The sequence below is a fragment of the Agrobacterium sp. 22-223-1 genome, from assembly GCF_053522385.1.
Genome location: NZ_JBNWCN010000001.1, coordinates 2,095,177 through 2,111,810 on the forward strand (window position 1 = coordinate 2,095,177; position 16,634 = coordinate 2,111,810).

Consider the following 16,634-nt stretch of genomic DNA (forward strand, 5'->3'; position numbering starts at 1 on the left):
GAAGAGAATGTCTGGACAGGCCTGGCTGATTTTTTGTGCAGCATGTGCCGTTGTGTTCGCACTCCCCTCTCCCCTTGTATTCTCTGTCGCCTCCTATGCCGCCATTCGCGGCAAAAAGACGGTCTTCGCCTCCGTCAGCGGCGGCGCGCTCGGCATCGTCACGGCCATGACGATTTCCGCCATTCCGGTGGCCGGTCTCGCCTGGCTGCCGCAATCCTTCGTGGAAATCGTGCAATGGGCCGGCATCGGCTGGCTGATGCTGTTCCTTCTGTGGACCTTCGCCACGCCTGCCGCCCAGGCCGCCAATGCCGATAATGACAATCTTCCGGGCAAATCCTGGAGCGGCATTTTCCGCGATTGTTACGCCATTGCCGCCCTGCGCCCGCGCTACTTCGCTTTCTTTCTGGCGTTGCTGCCGCAATTCGTGTCCACCTCCGGCAATGCAATTGAAACGCTTGCCACGGCGCAAGCCGCCATCCTGCTTCTGGCGCTGGTGATTCTGACCGCGCAGGCGCTGTTTGCCGGGCCTACTCTGGCGATGGTGCGCCGCATGTCGGGCGATAAGAAAATCCGACCGAAATACCGCACCCACTTCATTTCCGGCCGCGCCGTCAGCGCCGGATACAGGCGCATCGCGGCCTGAAAAACCGCCCGAAAGCCGGGGAGAAACGTCCCGGCTTGCCGCTATCCTTACAATAGGTTAATGAAGGCGCGACGGGACACTGCCTGCTTCGCTCGACGCGGGGGTATCGAAAGACAGGCATAACGAAGGCGGCAACATGCGAAATTCGGGAAAATTCCGCGGAAGAAGTGCACTTCTTCTGTCTTCCACCGTGGGTCTGGCACTGGCATTAAGCGCATGCACCAGCGTCGAATATACCGCAAAGGAAGGGCCGAACGGCCCGAAGATCGCAACAGTCAATCCCGCGACCACTCCTGCGCAAACATCGGCGCAGCCGGCAACGGCCGAAGCAGCAGCGGGCGCGACCCCGGCAGCAGCAACGGTGCAGACCGCCGAAACCACAACCCCTTCCCAGCCTGCAGCACTTCCTACCGCCGTCGCCGTTAAGGGCGGACGCGTGGCGCTGCCGCCGGCTTCTGAAATTGCTGCAGCCGCAGCCATCGCCGCCCAGATGCAGCCGCAGCAGAACGAAGTCGCCCAAGCTGGTGTGACGACATCTGCGCCGACCACGGCCACGGCGCTCGCACCGACAAGCGCCACTGCGGCGGCCGCAGCCATCGAAACGGCTGACGTGGCGGCCAAGCCGGCTGCCCACAATGCCGCTGCCGATCTGCCGCAGGTGGTTGCCGTCAAGGGCAGCTTCCCGCCCGCACCGCCGCCGCCCGGTTCGCCCTCCATCGGCACCGAGCTGACTGCGGAACGCAAAGTCATTCCGCTGCCGAAGCCGGACAGCACGGTTCTGGCCTATGCCGCCGGCCCGACCAATGCCGCGCTGGCCGCCATCCGCCAGAACGAATCGATGACGACGCCGCTCAATTCGGCCCCGGCCGGACGCGAAAAGCTGAGCGGCCTTATTACCAAATACGCCACCATGTATGATGTGCCGGAAGATCTGGTTCACCGCGTGGTGCGGCGCGAAAGCATGTATAATCCCGGCGCCTATAGCAGCGGCAATTTCGGCCTGATGCAGATCCGGCACGCCACGGCCCGCTCCATGGGCTTCGATGGCCCCGCCTCCGGCCTGTTCGATGCCGAAACCAACCTCAAATACGCCGTCAAATATCTGCGCGGCGCATGGGTTGTGGCAGGCAACGACCGCGACAACGCAGTCCGGCTTTACGCGCGCGGTTATTATTACGACGCCAAGCGCAAGGGCATGCTGCACGTTCTGCGCAAGTGATGGCCTCCGGCTCTGTTATGCGAATGCAGCCGCGCGGCTTTTCTTAAGCCGCCGGGTATTTTCATTTCGTCATCCTGATTGGGCGGCGCGGGCTGGTTTTCCACCGACACCCCTATTCCCCGCCTTTGCCCACAGCCCCTGTCATCAAATTGTAGTGTCACGGCTGTAGACGCCTCTCAATCGACTGAGAGGTGAACATATGACGAGTGCGGCACCCAAGACCGGCTTCAGCAAGAACACGAAACTGAAGTCCGCATTGCTCCAGCACAAGGCACTCTCCAAAAGCGGTCTGTCCGAGCGCTTCTTCGGCGTCCTCTTTTCCGGCCTCGTCTATCCGCAGATATGGGAAGACCCGGAAATCGACATGGAAGCGATGGAGCTTGGCGAAGGTCATCGCATCGTCACCATCGGCTCGGGCGGCTGCAACATGCTGGCCTATCTCTCGCGCAATCCGGCCAGCATCGATGTCGTGGACCTCAACCCGCACCACATCGCGCTGAACAAGCTGAAGCTCGCCGCCTTCCGCCATCTGCCTGCCCATCAGGACGTGGTGCGTCACTTCGGCCGCGCCAATACGCGCAGCAACAGCCACGGCTACGACCGCTTCATCGCCGAGCATCTCGACGCCACGACCAAGGCTTACTGGTCGAAGCGCACCCTTTCCGGCCGCCGCCGCATCTCTGTCTTCGACAGGAATATCTATCGCACCGGCCTGCTCGGCCGTTTCATCGGCGCCGGCCATCTCATGGCCCGGCTGCACGGCGTGAAACTCACCGAAATGGCCAAGACCCGCACGCTGGACGAACAGCGCCAGTTTTTCGACAGCAAGGTGGCACCGCTGTTCGACAAGCCGGTCGTGCGCTGGCTGACGAAGCGCAAAAGCTCGCTCTTCGGCCTCGGCATTCCGCCTCGGCAATATGACGAGCTGGCCAGCCTTTCCGCCAATGGCACGGTTGCATCCGTGCTGAAGGAGCGGCTGGAAAAGCTCGCCTGCAACTTCCCGCTCAGCGATAATTATTTCGCCTGGCAGGCCTTTGCGCGCCGCTATCCCGAACCGCATGAGGGCGCGCTGCCCGCCTATCTCAAGCCGGAATATTACGAGACGATCCGCAACAACACGGCCCGCGTCGCGGTGCACCACGCCACCTATACCGAGCTTCTGTCCAGAAAGCCGGCAAGCGCCGTCGACCGTTATATCCTCCTCGATGCGCAGGACTGGATGACGGACACACAGCTCAACGAATTGTGGTCGCAGATCAGCCGCACCGCCGCATCGGGCGCGCGCGTCATCTTCCGCACCGCGGCCGAAAAGAGCGTCATCGAAGGCCGGCTTTCGCCCGATATCCGCAACCAGTGGGTCTATCTCGAAGAGCGCTCCAATGAGCTCAACGCCATGGACCGCTCGGCCATCTACGGCGGCTTCCATATCTATCAGAGGGCTATGGCATGAAAACCGTCGGCGAGAATGTGGGCCTTGCAGACAGCGCGCATGCGAGCCTGATGGACCGCATGTATCGCCACCAGCGGCATATCTACGATATCACCCGCAAATATTACCTTCTCGGCCGTGACCGGACCATTTCCGGCCTCGACGTGCCGAAGGGCGGCACGCTGTTAGAAGTCGGCTGCGGCACCGGCCGCAACCTGCTGCTGGCCAGCCGCAAATTTCCGCAGGCAAGACTGTTCGGCCTAGACATTTCGGCCGAAATGCTGCTGACCGCAGCCGAGAATTTCGCCGGCAAGGCGGAACGCCCCATTCTGCGCGTGGCCGACGCCACCGCTTTTCGCGCCTCCGAATTCGGCCAGCCCGACGGCTTCGACCGCGTCATGATCCCCTATGCGCTGTCGATGATACCGGACTGGGAAAAGGCGATCGAACAGGCGCTTACGGCGCTGAAACCCGGCGGCTCGCTGCATATCGTCGATTTCGGCCAGCAGGAACAATTGCCGAAGTGGTTCCGCACCCTTCTGCAAGCCTGGCTTACCCGTTTCCACGTCACGCCCCGCGCCAATCTCCGCTATGTTCTGGCCAATATGGCCGGCCGTTTTGACGGTAATCTCGAATTCGAGGAAATCGCCCGGGGTTATGCCTGGCGGGCTGTCATCACGCTTCCGGTTGCCGAAGCGCAGCAGCCGAAAATCCACCGTATCTTGGCCGACGCCTGATTCCCGGTGGATTGCGAAACCCGTCTGCACGCCCGTGGCGTAGCCTTCAAGGCTCCGCCCGGCGAGGTTTCAGCAGTAAAAATCGCAAATCGCTTCAAATCCAGCGGCTTGCGAGATGCAAAAAGCACCTTTGCCCTTGCCATAACCGCTTGTTTACCATGTTATGCGTAAATCGGGAGATACGGCGCGCCGTTTTGCGGCCGCGGGATGGGCAACACTTTCATCAGGGTTTCAATGCGGCTGCGTTTATCGGCACTATTGTCGGCTTTGCTGTTGATCGGCGGCTGCACCTCCACCAGCTATGACCTGCTGGAAACCGCATCCGTTTCCAGGCCGAAATTTTCCGATACCGATCCGCAGGATTTCGGCACGAACAACCCGCACCGCCATGAGGTGCACGGCATCGACGTGTCCAAATGGAATGGCGATGTCGACTGGCCGACCGTGCGCAAATCAGGCGTGTCCTTCGTCTTCATCAAGGCGACGGAGGGATCGGACCGCATCGATCCGAAATTCGGCGACCATTGGCGCAGCGCGGCGGCGGCAGATGTTCTGCACGCGCCCTACCACTTCTATTATTTCTGTTCGACAGCAGACGCCCAGGCCGACTGGTTCATTCGCAACGTGCCGAAGGAGGCCGTCACCCTTCCCCCGGTTCTCGACGTGGAATGGAACCCGGCCTCGCCCACCTGCAAGACGCGCCCGGCACCCGGCATCGTTCGCGCCGAGATGCAGCGTTTCCTCGACCGCATCGAAGCCCACTATGGCAAGCGTCCGATCATCTATACCTCGGTGGACTTCCACCGCGACAACCTCGTCGGTCAGTTCAAGGATTACCATTTCTGGGTCCGCTCCGTCGCCGCCCATCCGGCCAAGATTTACGAAGATCGCAAATGGGCCTTCTGGCAATATACTGCAACCGGCGTCGTGCCCGGCGTGAACGGTCCGACCGACATCAATGTCTTTGCCGGAACGGATAAAAACTGGCGGAAATGGATTGCTTCCGCCAAATAACACGGCCAAGAAGCAACACTTTTGAAAAATCGGCGTTGTTCTGCAGCGTCAGATCATTCGGTCCGTTTTTTTGTCGCAAACATATGGGTAAAGCGGGCTAACAACCTATCGAGGAAATTCCCATGCCCACGTTCCGGTCGCGCAGCATCGTTTTTGCCGCCGCTTTGTCGCTTCTTTCCACCGGCTCCGCCCTCGCCACACCGCCAGTGGCCGCGCCCGATGATCCCAAGCAGGTTGCCTGCGGCGGCGATCTCGGTGCATTCCTCGAAGGCGTGAAAGCCGACGCGCTTGCCAAGGGCATTCCGGCCGACGCGATCCAGAAGGCGCTTGCCGGCGCGCAGATCGACCCGAAGGTGCTCTCGCGTGACCGTGCACAGGGCGTCTTCCGCCAGACCTTCCTGGAATTCTCCCAGCGCACCGTCAGCCAGGCGCGTCTGGATATCGGCCGCAAGAAACTTCAGGAACTCTCCTCCACCTTCGCCCGTGCCGAAAACGAATTCGGTGTTCCGGCTGGCGTCATCGCCGCCTTCTGGGCCATGGAGACGGATTTCGGCGCCGTTCAGGGCGATTTCAACACCCGCAACGCGCTGGTGACCCTTTCGCATGATTGCCGCCGTCCGGAACTCTTCCGTCCGCAGCTGCTGGCGCTGATCGAAATGGTTCAGCACGGCGATCTCGATCCCGCCGCCAATACCGGCGCATGGGCCGGTGAAATCGGCCAGGTGCAGATGCTGCCCAAGGACATCATCGCCTTCGGCGTCGACGGCGATGGCGACGGCCACATCAACGTCAAGAGCAGCGCCCCGGATGCGATCCTGACGGCTGCGAAGTTCATCCAGCATCTCGGCTTCAAGAAGGGCGAACCCTGGATTCAGGAAGTCTCGCTGCCGGAAAACCTGCCCTGGGAAAAATCCGGCCTCGGCGGTCCGCTGACCGCGGGTGACTGGTTCGCACTGGGCGTCACCCCGCGCGACGGCAACAGAAACTTCGCCACCCTGCCCGCTGCCCTCATCATGCCGCAGGGACGCAAGGGACCGACCTTCATCACCTATCCGAACTTCAACATCTATCTGGAATGGAACCAGTCGTTCATCTACACGACCTCGGCCGCCTATTTCGCCACCCGCCTCATGGGCTCTCCCGTCTACAACAAGGGCAACCCGGAGCCCGGTTTCGATGATGCGACCATGAAGGAGCTTCAGACCAAGCTCGAAGCGCGCGGACACAATGTCGGCAAGGTGGATGGCATTCTCGGTTCTGGCACCCGCGTCGCCATCCAGAAGGAGCAGCAGCGTCTCGGACTGCCCGCCGATGGCTGGCCTTCGACCGCCCTTCTCCAAGCGCTTTAAGCAATCTTAACGGCGCCTTCCGGCCCTTAATCTGTCGGACGGAATCAAGGCATAAAGTGTTAATCTCGACCTGATGACTGGGGATAACACCCCGGTCATTTACTTTTTTTAAACATATGAAGCACTGCGTGATAAGAAAATAATCTTTTATTTTCAAATAATTACAGAAATTTCTTTTTTATGCTGCCTAGAGACGTGCTGCACTGCATCACAAAAACCGCTTTTCAACTGCCACAAAACGGTCATATTATCGAACCTGTCAACAAGAGGAGGCACCCATGGGACTTACAAAATCTCTCAATGCCTTGGCAGTCGGTTTGGCGTTTTTGTTCGTAGCGATGATGCTTTTCATCTGACGAGACGTGAAGACCAAACGCAGATAAGAACCGTAGATGACACGAGTTTAAAAAGCGCAGGCCCTAAGGGACCTGCGCTTTTTTCATGTCGGTAATCCGCTGCGGTAAAATCAGGCGGCGCTGCGGCGCAGACGCTCCAGCCCGAGATTTTCAAGCACCGCGTCAACCAGCGGCGCGCGGTTCATGGTGTAGAGATGGAACTCATTGACGCCACGCCGCTGCAGATCGGCGATCTGCTCGGCGGCAACCTCCGCGGCCACGCGGGCGCGACCTTCCAGATCGTCGTCATAACCTTCGAAACGCTCATCCAGAAAACCGGGAATGCTGGTGCCGCAGCGACCGGCGAAACGCTTGAGCTGGGTGAGGTTCTGGATCGGCATGATGCCCGGAACCACCGGAATGGTGATGCCTGCCGCCGTCACCCGCTCCATATAGCGCTCGAACACGTCATTATCGAAGAAGAACTGCGTCAGCGCCCGCGTCGCGCCATTATCAGCCTTGCGCTTCAGCATATCGATATCGACCTCTTCGCTTGCGCTTTCAGGGTGTTTTTCCGGATAGGCCGACACGGAAATCTCGAAATCGGCAATTTCACGCAGCCCCTTCACCAGAGCGGCAGCGTTCTCATACCCTTCCGGATGCGGCTTATAGGCCGTACCGATGCCCGTGGAGGGATCGCCGCGCAGCGCCACGAAATGACGAACGCCGGCATTGCGAAACTCTTCAATGACCTGATGCACGTCCTCACGGCTGGCATCCACGCAGGTCAGATGCGCGGCGGTTGCCAGATGGCTGTCGCCGATCATGCGGCGCACCGCATCCAGCGTCGGTGCCTTGGTGGATCCACCGGCGCCATAGGTGACGGACACGAAATCCGGGTTCCATTTCTTCAGCTCGGCAACCGTTTCCCAGAGCTGGGTTTCCATCTCGGGATTCTTGGGCGGGAAAAACTCGAAAGACAACCGGATATCGCCATTTTGGCGCGCGGTTTCCGACCTCAACATATCATGCCCTCCCGGCAGCAAGTAAAACGGCCTCTTGCACCACATCGTCTGCCATCAGCAGCCGCTGGTCACGGGCAACCCATATCGTCACGTCCAGAGCTTCGTCGGACGCTTTTTCAGAATGAAGATCGACAGCGCGCTCCAGAGAAAGCCCGGCCTTCTTCAGCCATTCTTCCATCAGCGGATGCGAGAAACCCAGCCGCACATGCGCATGCTCGTCGCGCAGATATTCGAAGGAATGCGGCGCAAGATCGATGACGATCAGCCGCCCGCCGGGACGCAGCATGCGCGCGGCTTCGGCCAGCGCGATTTCCGGCTGGTCGAGGAAATGCAGAACCTGATGGATGACGATCAGATCGAAATCCTGGCCTTCGAGCGGCAGATTGAGAATATCGCCATGGCGCACGGATGCATTGACCACGCCCGCCTTGTCGAGATTGGCGCGCGCCACCGAAAGCATGTCGCGGCTGGCATCAACGCCGATCGCGCGGCGATAGATACCGCTCAGAAGCTGCAGAATGCGGCCGGTGCCGGTGCCGAGATCGAGCAGCGAATCGACCGGCGTGGTGCCCACCAGCTTCAGGAGCGCGCCTTCCACGGCCTCGTCGCTGACATGCAGGCGGCGCAGCTCGTCCCAGGCGGAGGCGTTGCGGCTGAAATAATCCTGCGCCCGCTCCGCCCGCACCCGCTTGACGGTTGCAAGCCGCTCGCTGTCACGCTGGAGAACGGCATCGGAGGGCGATGCGGCGCCAAGCAGCTGCCGGACCACAATGGCGGGCTCACCATCCTGCCGCAAGCGGAAATAGGCCCAGGCGCCTTCCTGATAACGCTCGATCAGCCCCTCTTCCGTCAAAAGCTTGAGGTGACGGGAGATGCGCGGCTGCGACTGGCCGAGAATTTCGGTAAGATCGGTAACCGTCAGATCGCCGGCCGAAAGAAGCGCCAGCAAGCGAAAGCGCGTCGGCTCACCCGCTGCCTTCAGAAGATCCACCAATTTGTCCAGACCGAACGCCACTCTGCCGCGCCTCGCAAGCTAATCAAGATATAAAGATATCTTTATGTCGATGTGGCGTTCGATGCAAGCGCAAAGTGTTCCGTGAGGCGATCATGTCAACTTATTACATGGAAAAAGGCCCGCTTTGCGGCGGGCCTTTCTGAAGGGATCCGGAAAAGGATCAGCGCGTCAGGCGCTTGTAGCTCACCCGGCCGGGCTTGATGCTTTCCGGGCCGAGGCGGCGGACCTTGTCCTTTTCGTAGTCTTCGAAGTTGCCTTCGAACCATTCCACATGGCTGTCACCCTCGAAAGCGAGGATGTGGGTGGCCAGGCGGTCGAGGAACATGCGGTCGTGGCTGATGATAACGGCGCAACCTGCGAAGGCTTCCAGCGCTTCTTCAAGCGCTGCGAGCGTTTCCGTATCAAGGTCGTTGGTCGGTTCGTCGAGCAGCAGAACGTTGCCGCCGGCCTTCAGCATCTTGGCGAGGTGCACGCGGTTACGCTGACCACCCGAGAGATTGCCGACCTTCTGCTGCTGATCGCCGCCCTTGAAGTTGAAAGCGCCGCAATAGGCGCGCGAATTCACTTCGAACTTGCCGAGCTTGATGATGTCGTTGCCGCCGGAGATTTCCTCCCAGACGGTCTTGTCACCCGCCAGCGTATCGCGGCTCTGGTCGACATAACCGAGCTGAACCGTCTCACCGACAGTCACCGAACCGCTATCCGGCTTTTCCTGACCGGTGATCATCTTGAACAGCGTGGACTTACCCGCACCGTTCGGACCGATGACGCCGACGATGCCGCCGGGCGGCAGCTTGAAGGACAGGTTTTCGATCAGCACGCGGTCGCCATAGGATTTCGTCAGATTGTCGGCTTCGATGACGACGCGACCGAGACGCTCGGCAACCGGAATGACGATCTGCGCATCGCCGGGACGGCGGTTTTCCGCTGCTTCCACCAGCTCGTCATAGGCCTTGATACGTGCCTTGGATTTCGTCTGGCGTGCCTTCGGGCTGGAGGCGATCCACTCGCTTTCGCGGCTGATGGCCTTCTGGCGCGAGGCGTCTTCGCGGGCTTCCTGCTGCATGCGCTTGGCTTTCGCCTGCAGGTAAGCGGAGTAGTTGCCTTCGTAAGGAATGCCGCGGCCACGGTCGAGTTCGAGAATCCAGCCCGTGACGTTGTCGAGGAAGTAGCGGTCGTGGGTGATCATCATCACGGCGCCGGGATAGTCGCGCAGGTGCTTTTCAAGCCATGCGATGGTTTCCGCGTCGAGATGGTTGGTCGGTTCGTCGAGCAGCAACAGGTCCGGCTGCGACAGCAGCAGACGGCAGAGCGCCACACGGCGGCGTTCACCACCCGAGAGACCTGTTACGGCCGAGTCGCCGGGCGGGCAACGCAGCGCGTCCATGGCCATTTCGACCTGGTTTTCCAGATCCCAGAGATTCTGGCTGTCGATGATGTCCTGAAGCTTCGCGCCCTCATCCGCCGTTTCGTCGGAATAGTTCATCATCAATTCGTTGTAGCGGTCGACAATGGCCGTCTTGCTCGCCACACCTTCCATGACGTTTTCCATCACGGTCTTGTTTTCGTCGAGCTTCGGCTCCTGCTCGAGATAACCGAGGGTCGCGCCTTCTGCCAGCCAGGCCTCACCGGTATATTCCTTGTCGAGGCCGGCCATGATTTTCAGAACAGTCGACTTACCGGCGCCGTTCGGGCCGAGGATACCGATCTTGGCGTCGGGGTAGAAGGAGAGATGAACGTTCTCCAGAACCTTCTTCGCGCCATAGGCCTTGTTCAGTCCGGCCATGTGATAGATGAATTGACGTGCCATTGTAGCGAATGCTCCACATCGGATTTTTAAGAGTACGTATCGGGAAATTTGCCGCTATGTAGGGTAAATAGGACCTTGGGGCAACCTCTGGCACGATTATGACCCCATGATTATGACAAGGGATGTTATGGCAGGGACAGGCGCGATCATGAATGAAACGACCGACGACTTGGCCTTCAGCCGTATTGAGAGGCTGGAAGCCCCCTCCGGCGCATCCATCGCCTTTCGCCACCAGCCCTCCGCTCTTGCCCCCGCGCGCGGCGTGCTGATGATCTGCCACGGGCTGGTTGACCACGCGGGCCGTTATCGCCGGCTTGCGGATGTGATGTCGAAGCAGGGTTTCGAAGTCTACGCCCACGACCATCGCGGCCATGGCCGCACGAGAGCGGCGGATGCGCCTCTCGGCCGTTTTGGCTGGAAGGACGGTGCGGAAAAGGTCGTTGCCGATGTCATGGCGATGCGCCAGATGGTCGGCGAAAGGCATCCCGGCCTGCCGGTAATCCTGTTCGGCCATTCCATGGGCGGCCTCGTGGCGCTGAACACCGCCGTCAGCCATCCGGATGCCTTCGATGGCCTGTCTATCTGGAATTCCAACCTCAATCCCGGCTTCATGGGCCGTTTGGCACAGGTTCTGCTGCGGCTGGAAAAAATGCTGAAAGGCTCGGATGTGCCGAGCGCCATTCTGCCGAAGGCAACCTTCCGCGTGTGGAATGCGAAAATGCCGGAAAGGCGCACCCATGCCGACTGGCTGAGCCACGACAGGGCGGCGGTGGACGCCTATGTGGAAGACCCGCTCTGCCAGTTCGAAGCGAGCGTTTCCCTGTGGCAGGATGTCTTCGAACTCTCCTATCGCGCACCGAAACTCATCGAGCGCCTGCCGAAAACCCTGCCGCTTCTGCTTGTCAGCGGCGATCAGGACAAAGCCACCAATGACGGCAAAGAGATCGTCTGGCTCGCCGAACGTTTCCGCGAGGCGGGTTTCAGCCATGTCGAGCACACGATCTACAAGGGCATGCGGCACGAGACCTTGAACGAAATCGGCTGGCAGGCCGTCGCGGCGGATTTCGCCGCCTGGTGCAGCCGCGTCGTCGGCGATTGAGGCGGCCTTTGCCGAAACGGAATAAGTCCATGAGATAAAATCACATGCGACGCGGCAAGCAGCGGTCTATAAACCGGCAGACACAAAATACCGGGGGACCGATGACCGACATGCCGAACAGGAAACCGCCGCTATCAGGCATTCGCGTCATCGAGCTGGCGCGTGTTCTGGCCGGTCCCTGGGCAGGGCAGATGCTGGCCGACATGGGTGCCGACGTCATCAAGGTGGAAAACCCCGAGGGCGGCGACGATACCCGCGCATGGGGACCGCCCTTCGTCGAAAGCGATGATGGCGAAAACCTCTCCGCCGCCTATTACCACGCCACCAATCGCGGCAAACGCTCCATCGTCGCCGATCTGAAAACGCCCGAGGGCTGCGAGCTGGTGCGCCGGCTGGTGCGCACCGCCGATGTCGTCATCGAAAATTTCAAGCGCGGCGGGCTTGCCAAATATGGCCTCGATTACGAGAGCCTGAAGGCGCTCAATCCGAAGCTGATCTATTGTTCCATCACCGGCTTCGGCCAGACCGGGCCTTATGCCGATCTCGCCGGATACGACTATATCGTTCAGGGCATGTCCGGCTTCATGTCGATTACGGGCGAAGCCGACGGCCAGCCGATGAAGGCGGGCGTGGCGGTTGCCGATATCTTCACCGGCATCTATTCCGTGTCAGCCATTCAGGCGGCGCTGATCCATGCCATCCGCACCGGCGAAGGCCAGCATATCGACATGGCGCTTCTCGATGTGCAATCGGCCGTGCTCGCCAACCAGAACATGAATTACCTGATTTCCGGCAGGCCACCCGTCCGGCTCGGCAACGCCCATCCGAATATTTCCCCCTATGAGGTGGTGCCGACGGCCGACGGTTTCCTCATCCTCGCGGTCGGCAATGACGGCCAGTTCCGCCGCCTCTGCACCATTCTCGGCATCGGCGCGATTGCCGATGACGAACGTTACGCGACGAACAAGGCCCGCGTGGCCCACAAAGCGGAAGTCCGGCAGATCGTTTCCACCGAAACGCTGAAATGGCAGAAGCGCGATCTTCTGACCGCCTGCGAAAAGAATGCCGTGCCGGCCGGGCCGATCAATTCCATCGAGGAAATGTTCGCCGATCCGCAGGTGAAGGCCCGTGGCCTTCGCGTCGATCTGGAGGCGGAAGACGGCACCGTCATCCCCGGTGTCCGCACACCCATTATCATGTCGCAAACGCCGCTGCGCTATGAACGCCCGAGCCCGAAGCTCGGCGAACATCAGGCGCAGGTGCTGGCCGAACTGGAAAACATCGAAAGGACCACGACGCCATGAAGAGAACAGGCGGGCAATTGATCGTCGAAGCGCTGAAGGCCAATGGCGTTTCCCGCGTTTCCTGCGTTCCGGGCGAAAGCTATCTCGCCGTGCTGGATGCGCTTTATGAAAGCGGCATCGAAACCGTGGTCTGCCGCCAGGAAGGCGGCGCCGCCATGATGGCCGACACCTGGGGCCGGCTGACCGGTGAACCCGGCATCTGCATGGTGACGCGCGGACCGGGCGCGACCAACGCCTCGGCCGGCCTGCACATCGCAAGGCAGGATTCCATTCCGATGATCCTCTTCATCGGTCAGGTGCAGCGCGAAGCGCGCGAGCGCGAGGCCTTTCAGGAAGTGGAATATCGCCGCGCCTTCACCGAATTCGCCAAATGGGTGGGTGAGATCGACGATGCGCGCCGCATCCCCGAATTCGTCACCCGCGCCTTCGCCGTCGCCACCTCCGGCCGCCCCGGCCCGGTGGTGCTGACGCTGCCCGAAGACATGCTGGTGGAAGAGGTCGAAGCGCCCAAGGCAAAGCCCTATACTCCGGTCGAAGCGCATCCCGGCCCGTCACAGATGGCCGCCTTCGCAAAAATGCTGGGCGAGGCGAAGCGCCCGGTCTTCATCATCGGCGGCACGCGCTGGTCTGAGGAAAGCGTCGCGGGCTTCAAGGCTTTTGCGGAAAACAACAAGCTGCCTGTCGGCTGTTCCTTCCGCCGCCAGATGCTATTCGATCACCTCAGCCCCTCTTATGCGGGCGATGTCGGCATCGGCATCAACCCAGCGCTGGCGAAGGAGATCAAGGAGGCCGATCTCGTGGTGCTGCTCGGCGGCCGCCTCTCCGAAATGCCGTCTTCCGGCTATACGCTGCTCGACATCCCCTACCCGTCGCAGAAACTCATCCACATCTATCCGGAAGCCGAAGAGCTTGGCCGCGTCTATCGACCGAATCTGGCGATATGCGCTGCACCGGATGACTTCGTTGCCGCCCTCTCCTCGCTTACGCTTTCCGCAAATGCATGGGCCGATCGCACCGCCGCCATGCATGCGGCCTATCTCAGCTGGTCCACCCCACCGCAGACCGGCCCCGGCGCTGTGCAGATGGGTCCGATCATGGACTGGATCGAGGCCAATGTGCCCGAGGACGCGATCTTCACCAATGGCGCCGGCAACTATGCCACCTGGGTCCATCGCTTCCACCGTTTCCGTCGCTACAATACGCAATCGGCCCCGACATCAGGCTCGATGGGTTACGGCCTGCCGGCGGCGGTCGCGGCCAAGCATCTGTTCCCGGAACGCGAGGTGATCTGCTTTGCCGGCGACGGCTGTTTCATGATGCATGGGCAGGAATTCATCACCGCCGTGCGTTACGGCCTGTCGATCATCACCGTGCTGGTCAATAACGGCACCTATGGCACGATCCGCATGCATCAGGAGCGGGAATATCCCGGCCGTGTCAGCGGTACCGATCTTGTCAATCCGGATTTCAACGCCTTTGCCAAAGCCTATGGCGGCCACGGCGAAACGGTGGAAAAGACCGAAGACTTCGCCGCCGCCTTCGAACGGGCGCGGGCCAGCGGCAAGCCGGCCATCATCGAGGTGAAGCTGGATGCCGAAGCGATCACGCCGACGCGCACCCTGACGCAGATCAGGACCGGAAGCTGATATGACGCATGGACACGGCTCCGGCATGGTGTAAATCCTGACGCTCGCACGACGTCATCCTCGGGCCTGTCCCGAGGATCCAATCACGTATCGTAAAGTTCATCGGTTGCAGATGCTCGGGACAGGCCCGAGCATGACGAAGGAGGGGTCTCACACTTCTTTCAGCAGCCCTTTGGATCAGGAAACGACATGCCGGATGCAGCCCCTCCCGTCATCACCCCGCGCGGCGCAAAGATCGAGCCCTCGGCCGGCGCGCCTTTCGAGGCCGTGCGCGTGGCCCGCGATGTCCTGCACACTTCCCGCACGGCAGCACTCGCGACCCTCGATCCCGTCAGCGGCTATCCCTATACGACCGCCACCAATATCGGCATCGAGCCGGACGGCACGCCCTTCTTCTTCGCGGCCGGGCTGACGCTGCATGCCCGCAACATGGAGACAGACGCGCGCATCTCACTGACGCTCGCCCCTTTCGGCAAGGGTGACGCGCTGACGCTGCCGCGGCTGACACTGGTGGGCACGGCGGAACAAATCGGTCCGGATGAAGTGCCGCTCGCCATCGCGCGCTACATTGCCCGCTACCCCAAAGCGAAACTTTATCTCTCCCTTCCCGACACGCGGCTTTACCGGCTGCGGACGGAAGGTGTGCAGATCAATGGCGGCCCGGCCCGCAATGCCAGCAACATCACCCCGGCCGATCTGCGCACCGATCTGTCAGGCGCAGCCGAACTGATGGCGGCGGCGAAAAGCGAAGCGATCCGCCTTAACGCCATCAAGGGCGAAGCGTCCCGGCTTGCCGTTCTGGCCGGCGCAAAGACTGGCCGCTGGACGATCACCTCCATCGACCCTGAGGGCATCAATCTCGCCTCGGCCAGCGATCTGGCCCGGCTGTGGTTTGCGGAGCGGGTGACGACGTTGAAGCAGTTTGAGAAGGCGCTTGCTTAGCTTTTGAAGTGAAGTTTCCAAGCGATTCACAAACCTGGGACAATCCCCTCTCCTCCGTCATGCTCGGGCCTGTCGCGAGCATCTGCTACCTATCAATTTGCGATAGGTGATTGGATCCTCGGGACAAGCCCGAGGATGACGAAACGAACGTTTCGAATTTCCCATCAAAAAAGGCCGGGCCGCATTCCGCGACCCGGCCTTTTCTTAAAAATTCAGACGGATGCTCAGAGAGCAGCGGTCACGATGAACTCAACCTTGTAATCCGGCGTTGCCAATGGTGCGCCGCTGGTGGCGCGGGCCGGCGGGTTTGCCGGGTCGATCCAGCCTTCCCAGACGGCGTTCATTTCGCCGAAGGTGGACATGTCGGAGAGATAGATGATCGTCTGCAGGATCTTCGACTTGTCCGAACCGGCAGCGGCCAGCAGGCGGTCGACTTCAGCGAGAGCGGACTTGCTCTGTTCCGTAACGCTCGTGCCTTCGCCAACCTGGCCGGCCAGATAAACGGTGTTGCCGTGAACGACGGCGCCGCTCATGCGCTTGCCCGGCTCGATACGCTTGATGGTCATGGAAAACTCCTGTTGATTGGCATTTAAAATAGAATGACGCGCGGAAAATCAGCCGCGCAGGTGATGGGTCTTTTCGTAAATCGCCGTCGAGCGCGCGCCGGAACGGCAATAGCCGAGCATCGGGCGCTGCAATTCGTCCAGTGCATCCACCATACCGGTAACGGCGTCCGCATCGACGCCATAACGGCCAACCGGCACATGCATGATGGTGAGGCCAAGCTGTTCGGCACGCTCGGCAATATCGGCAAAAAGCGGCTGGCCGTCTTCTTCGCCGTCAGGACGGTGGCAGACGATCGACTTGAAGCCGAGCGCCTTGATCTCGTCGAGATCGGCGACGCTGATCTGTCCCGTTACCGAATATTCGTCGTCTATGCGCCTGATATCCATGTCATGCCTCCGCTGAAACCGGCGTCCGCGCCGCTGGCTGTCACCCTTGAAATCCGCATCCGATGTAAGCGGTCAAACCCCGTGCGTCAATGACGGCGCACCGTCATTCGCTAC

Annotated in this window: 15 protein-coding genes; 10 read left to right on the forward strand and 5 right to left on the reverse strand. The window is 60.7% G+C overall.

Annotated elements, in window-relative coordinates; translation table 11 throughout:
* Positions 1-7: 7 nt before the first annotated feature.
* The 6 genes from ACQZ60_RS10430 to ACQZ60_RS10455 all read left to right on the forward strand — a co-directional run bounded on the left by ACQZ60_RS10430 (position 8) and on the right by ACQZ60_RS10455 (position 6,391).
* Complete coding sequence (locus tag ACQZ60_RS10430; protein WP_448735186.1) at positions 8-643, forward strand: LysE family translocator; 636 nt, start codon at positions 8-10, stop codon at positions 641-643.
* Positions 644-779: 136 nt separating this feature from the next.
* On the forward strand, positions 780-1,862 hold the full coding sequence (locus ACQZ60_RS10435) for a transglycosylase SLT domain-containing protein (RefSeq protein WP_448735187.1): 1,083 nt from the start codon (positions 780-782) through the stop codon (positions 1,860-1,862).
* 199 nt (positions 1,863-2,061) lie between these two features.
* On the forward strand, positions 2,062-3,312 hold the full coding sequence (locus ACQZ60_RS10440; protein ID WP_059756626.1) for a BtaA family protein: 1,251 nt from the start codon (positions 2,062-2,064) through the stop codon (positions 3,310-3,312).
* Complete coding sequence (locus ACQZ60_RS10445; RefSeq protein ID WP_020812113.1) at positions 3,309-4,028, forward strand: class I SAM-dependent methyltransferase; 720 nt, start codon at positions 3,309-3,311, stop codon at positions 4,026-4,028. Before ACQZ60_RS10440 ends, ACQZ60_RS10445 begins: the two co-directional genes overlap by 4 nt.
* Positions 4,029-4,262: 234 nt before the next feature.
* Positions 4,263-5,042 (forward strand): glycoside hydrolase family 25 protein, encoded by a 780-nt coding sequence (locus ACQZ60_RS10450; RefSeq protein WP_448735188.1) that lies wholly within the window; start codon positions 4,263-4,265, stop codon positions 5,040-5,042.
* Positions 5,043-5,164: 122 nt separating this feature from the next.
* Entirely contained in the window at positions 5,165-6,391 is a 1,227-nt protein-coding gene (locus ACQZ60_RS10455; protein ID WP_003522178.1) for a lytic murein transglycosylase, read from the forward strand.
* 466 nt (positions 6,392-6,857) lie between these two features.
* Here the strand turns inward: ACQZ60_RS10455 and metF are convergent, their stop codons facing one another.
* From metF to ettA, 3 genes are all read right to left on the reverse strand, one after another.
* Positions 6,858-7,751, reverse strand: coding sequence for a methylenetetrahydrofolate reductase [NAD(P)H] (gene metF / locus ACQZ60_RS10460; RefSeq protein WP_020811805.1), 894 nt, complete (start codon positions 7,749-7,751; stop codon positions 6,858-6,860).
* A gap of 1 nt (position 7,752) precedes the next feature.
* Complete coding sequence (locus ACQZ60_RS10465; RefSeq protein ID WP_031234190.1) at positions 7,753-8,766, reverse strand: ArsR/SmtB family transcription factor; 1,014 nt, start codon at positions 8,764-8,766, stop codon at positions 7,753-7,755.
* A gap of 160 nt (positions 8,767-8,926) precedes the next feature.
* Entirely contained in the window at positions 8,927-10,576 is a 1,650-nt protein-coding gene (ettA, locus tag ACQZ60_RS10470; protein ID WP_003522791.1) for an energy-dependent translational throttle protein EttA, read from the reverse strand.
* 148 nt (positions 10,577-10,724) lie between these two features.
* Between ettA and ACQZ60_RS10475 the strand changes: the two genes are divergently transcribed.
* From ACQZ60_RS10475 to ACQZ60_RS10490, 4 genes are all read left to right on the forward strand, one after another.
* Positions 10,725-11,675, forward strand: a complete 951-nt coding sequence (locus tag ACQZ60_RS10475) for an alpha/beta hydrolase (RefSeq protein ID WP_035263583.1) — start codon at positions 10,725-10,727, stop codon at positions 11,673-11,675.
* Positions 11,676-11,776: 101 nt separating this feature from the next.
* The gene (gene caiB / locus ACQZ60_RS10480) at positions 11,777-12,979 is read left to right on the forward strand and encodes a succinate--glutarate CoA-transferase (protein WP_035263582.1); all 1,203 of its coding nucleotides are present in this window, start codon (positions 11,777-11,779) and stop codon (positions 12,977-12,979) included.
* Entirely contained in the window at positions 12,976-14,625 is a 1,650-nt protein-coding gene (locus tag ACQZ60_RS10485; protein ID WP_020813635.1) for a thiamine pyrophosphate-binding protein, read from the forward strand. Before caiB ends, ACQZ60_RS10485 begins: the two co-directional genes overlap by 4 nt.
* Before the next feature lie 189 nt (positions 14,626-14,814).
* Positions 14,815-15,567 carry a HugZ family pyridoxamine 5'-phosphate oxidase gene (locus tag ACQZ60_RS10490; protein ID WP_020813636.1) on the forward strand — a complete coding sequence of 251 codons (753 nt, stop codon included), beginning with the start codon at positions 14,815-14,817 and terminating at the stop codon, positions 15,565-15,567.
* A gap of 224 nt (positions 15,568-15,791) precedes the next feature.
* Here the strand turns inward: ACQZ60_RS10490 and ACQZ60_RS10495 are convergent, their stop codons facing one another.
* Together ACQZ60_RS10495 and ACQZ60_RS10500 are read right to left on the reverse strand one after the other, a co-directional pair.
* Positions 15,792-16,133 (reverse strand): RidA family protein, encoded by a 342-nt coding sequence (locus tag ACQZ60_RS10495; RefSeq protein WP_003494829.1) that lies wholly within the window; start codon positions 16,131-16,133, stop codon positions 15,792-15,794.
* A gap of 48 nt (positions 16,134-16,181) precedes the next feature.
* Positions 16,182-16,520, reverse strand: a complete 339-nt coding sequence (locus ACQZ60_RS10500) for a protein tyrosine phosphatase family protein (protein ID WP_003494827.1) — start codon at positions 16,518-16,520, stop codon at positions 16,182-16,184.
* Positions 16,521-16,634 lie beyond the last annotated feature (114 nt).

Excerpts from the sequence above, each read along its gene's own strand:
- ACQZ60_RS10430 (WP_448735186.1), top strand. The coding sequence starts at position 8 with ATGTCTGGACAGGCCTGGCTGATTTTTTGTGCAGCATGTGCCGTTGTG.
- ACQZ60_RS10435 (WP_448735187.1), top strand. The coding sequence starts at position 780 with ATGCGAAATTCGGGAAAATTCCGCGGAAGAAGTGCACTTCTTCTGTCT.
- ACQZ60_RS10440 (WP_059756626.1), top strand. The coding sequence starts at position 2,062 with ATGACGAGTGCGGCACCCAAGACCGGCTTCAGCAAGAACACGAAACTG.
- ACQZ60_RS10445 (WP_020812113.1), top strand. The coding sequence starts at position 3,309 with ATGAAAACCGTCGGCGAGAATGTGGGCCTTGCAGACAGCGCGCATGCG.
- ACQZ60_RS10450 (WP_448735188.1), top strand. The coding sequence starts at position 4,263 with ATGCGGCTGCGTTTATCGGCACTATTGTCGGCTTTGCTGTTGATCGGC.
- ACQZ60_RS10455 (WP_003522178.1), top strand. The coding sequence starts at position 5,165 with ATGCCCACGTTCCGGTCGCGCAGCATCGTTTTTGCCGCCGCTTTGTCG.
- metF (WP_020811805.1), bottom strand. The coding sequence starts at position 7,751 with ATGTTGAGGTCGGAAACCGCGCGCCAAAATGGCGATATCCGGTTGTCT.
- ettA (WP_003522791.1), bottom strand. The coding sequence starts at position 10,576 with ATGGCACGTCAATTCATCTATCACATGGCCGGACTGAACAAGGCCTAT.
- ACQZ60_RS10475 (WP_035263583.1), top strand. The coding sequence starts at position 10,725 with ATGAATGAAACGACCGACGACTTGGCCTTCAGCCGTATTGAGAGGCTG.
- caiB (WP_035263582.1), top strand. The coding sequence starts at position 11,777 with ATGACCGACATGCCGAACAGGAAACCGCCGCTATCAGGCATTCGCGTC.
- ACQZ60_RS10485 (WP_020813635.1), top strand. The coding sequence starts at position 12,976 with ATGAAGAGAACAGGCGGGCAATTGATCGTCGAAGCGCTGAAGGCCAAT.
- ACQZ60_RS10490 (WP_020813636.1), top strand. The coding sequence starts at position 14,815 with ATGCCGGATGCAGCCCCTCCCGTCATCACCCCGCGCGGCGCAAAGATC.
- ACQZ60_RS10495 (WP_003494829.1), bottom strand. The coding sequence starts at position 16,133 with ATGACCATCAAGCGTATCGAGCCGGGCAAGCGCATGAGCGGCGCCGTC.
- ACQZ60_RS10500 (WP_003494827.1), bottom strand. The coding sequence starts at position 16,520 with ATGGATATCAGGCGCATAGACGACGAATATTCGGTAACGGGACAGATC.